The 2,796-nt window shown below is 47.4% G+C and carries 1 protein-coding gene; it reads left to right on the top strand.

Going from position 1 to position 2,796, the window contains the following annotated elements:
- Positions 1-220 precede the first annotated feature (220 nt).
- A complete protein-coding gene (recQ, locus tag ACR2PX_RS00240) occupies positions 221-2,050 on the top strand; it encodes a DNA helicase RecQ (RefSeq protein WP_433997357.1) in 1,830 nt (609 codons plus the stop codon).
- Positions 2,051-2,796 lie beyond the last annotated feature (746 nt).

Raw genomic sequence — 2,796 nt, forward strand, 5'->3', positions numbered from 1 at the left:
CAGCTTTCCAGCTTTCCAGCTTTCCAGCTTTCCAGCTTTCCAGCTTTCCAGCTTTCCAGCTTTCCAGCTTTCCAGCTTTCCAGCTTTCCAGCTTTCCAGCTTTCCAGCTTTCCAGCTTTCCAGCAAATTACATTCTCAAATCTGTCCTGGTTTGATGATATACTGATTTGTCTTTTCTTATATATTTAATAACCGTCGTTTAAATGTGCACTGGACTGTAATGACTGATCCTGCTCTGGATGTTCTGCAAAATACTTTCGGGTTCGAATCTTTCCGTGGCTTTCAGGGAGAGGTGATCAGTGAGGTCACAGAAGGGCGCGATGCACTGGTTCTAATGCCCACCGGCGGTGGTAAGTCCCTGTGTTATCAGGTGCCTGCGCTGGTCATGCCGGGTACTGCGGTCGTCGTGTCCCCCCTGATTGCTCTGATGGAAGATCAGATCAGCAATCTTAAACAGCTTGGTATTAGAGCCGAAAGCCTGCACTCAGGCATTTCAATGGAAGAACAGTACCGTATTGAGCAGGACCTGTTCACCGGGCATCTTGATTTGCTTTATGTGGCACCTGAGCGTTTGATGACAGAAATGATGCAACGGAAGTTGGATCAGGTTCGAGTGTCTTTGTTTGCCATTGATGAGGCTCACTGTGTTTCTCAATGGGGGCATGATTTCAGACCCGAGTACTTACAGCTCTCAGTACTGAAAACACGTTTTCCAACCGTTCCCAGAATTGCTCTGACAGCCACCGCCGACAAACGAACCCGTCAGGAAATCATTGAGCGTCTGGGTCTGGAGCAGGCGAGAGTCTTTGTAGACAGTTTTAATCGAGCCAATATCTTCTACCGAATCAGCCAGAAGAAGCAGGGCAAGCAACAGTTACTGAGATTTCTTGAAAAAGAGCATCCGGAGGATTCTGGAATTGTGTACTGTCTTTCCAGAAAACGGGTGGAAGATACGGCAGCCTGGTTGAATGCTCAAGGTCGAAAAGCATTGCCTTATCATGGTGGGATGACGGCCCATGATCGAAAAAATAATCAGCATCGATTTATCAATGAAGAAGGCATGATTATTGTGGCTACCCTGGCGTTCGGAATGGGTATCGATAAGCCTGATGTGCGGTTTGTTGCCCATCTGGATTTACCGCGCAGTATTGAAGCGTACTATCAGGAAACCGGTCGGGCAGGTCGTGATGGCCTTCCGGCAACAGCCTGGATGGTCTATGGGCTTCAAGATGTCATGTTGCTGAGGCAGATACAATCCAACTCCATGGCTGCACCCGAAATACAAAGAATTGAACAGCAAAAGCTGGAGGCCATGTTATCTCTCTGTGAGGTAACAGGTTGTCGCCGCCAGGTATTGCTGGAGTATTTTGATGAGCCCCTGAAAGAGAAATGTGGCAACTGTGATCTCTGTCTGGAACCCGTCACCACCTGGGATGGTACTGAAGCGGCTCGAAAAGCACTCTCCTGCGTTTTTCGCACTGGGCAGATGTTTGGTGTTTCTCATCTGGTCGATGTGTTGTTGGGGAAAGAAACCGCCAAGGTCAGCCAGTTTGGCCACCGACAGTTAAGTACATTCGGTATAGGCAGCGACTTCAAGCAGAGTGAGTGGCGTTCCGTCTTCCGTCAGCTGGTGGCCCGAGGGTTTATCAATGTTGATGTGGAAGGGCATGGTGCACTCAAACTGAATGAAAAATGCCGACCTCTTCTCAAAGGTGACGAGCGATTACTGCTCCGTCAGGACCGTTACGAATACGCCACTGAAAAAGCCGCACGCAAAACCCGAAGTGTGGATCAGGGTCGAGTCATGATTGACGACCAGGATCGCCCACTCTGGGAAGCCATGAGAACCCGCCGCAAAGAGCTGGCGGAAGAACAGGGCGTGCCCGCCTATGTCATTCTCAATGACAAAACACTGTATGAGATGCTGAAAGTGAAGCCCACCAGTCTGGAGGCTTTGTCTCATATTTCAGGAGTGGGTGAATACAAGCTGGAAAAGTATGGGCAGATTTTTGTTGAGTTGATTTCCGGGTTTGTTGTTCCTGTTCATTAATCGACTGTGATCCTTGATAGAGTCACAAAGCTCTGGTTCCCATGCTCTTGAGTGGGAACGGGACTTAAGATCTAGAAGTTTAGGTAGTACCTTCTAGGCTAGCCATCAGGCTAGCCCGTCTTCAAGAAGCTAAAACCTTATGTCTGTTAAGGCAGAGGATAACGGGAATACTCGTACACTCCAGCTTCGCGATTATCTGATAAGACATAGAGAAAATCACCAGTCTGAGTCTCGTGAATTCGAACAATCTCAGTGCCTGTGCGCAAAGTTTGTAATACTTCTGGCTCACTCTTTCCATAAGAAATTCGGAGAATCCTATTCTTTTCTTGGTATATCACATCTCCTGAAAGTGTCCCAGTCGTCGCAGCATTTCTATAGAGTGAGGGTCTCATAAGCTCTGAGACAACAACTTCTGTTTCAGTCCCATCCGGAGAGGCTCTTAGAAGTTGCGGAACTGATGCATTATTCTCTACTAAGTCGAGTCGAAATATTAGTGAGGGGCTCGAGGGTGGAGAAATCACACGAACAGTATTATTAGAGGAGCCATAATGAACCCTCACAGGATTGATTGCATCAGGGTTATTAACTTCTAGACGATTATATGTCCCATTATCTACAGTGAATGTATAGGAATTTCAAAGCACAGGTAGAACACCTTTCGTCGTATAGTTTTGCCGGATTTTCCTGAGAAGCAGTCAGGCTGTTTTCCCTGATTCTAAAAAACATCAGTTTTACAGGTAATGCAC

Source organism: Endozoicomonas sp. (genome assembly GCF_051008435.1).
GTDB lineage: Bacteria > Pseudomonadota > Gammaproteobacteria > Pseudomonadales > Endozoicomonadaceae > Endozoicomonas_A.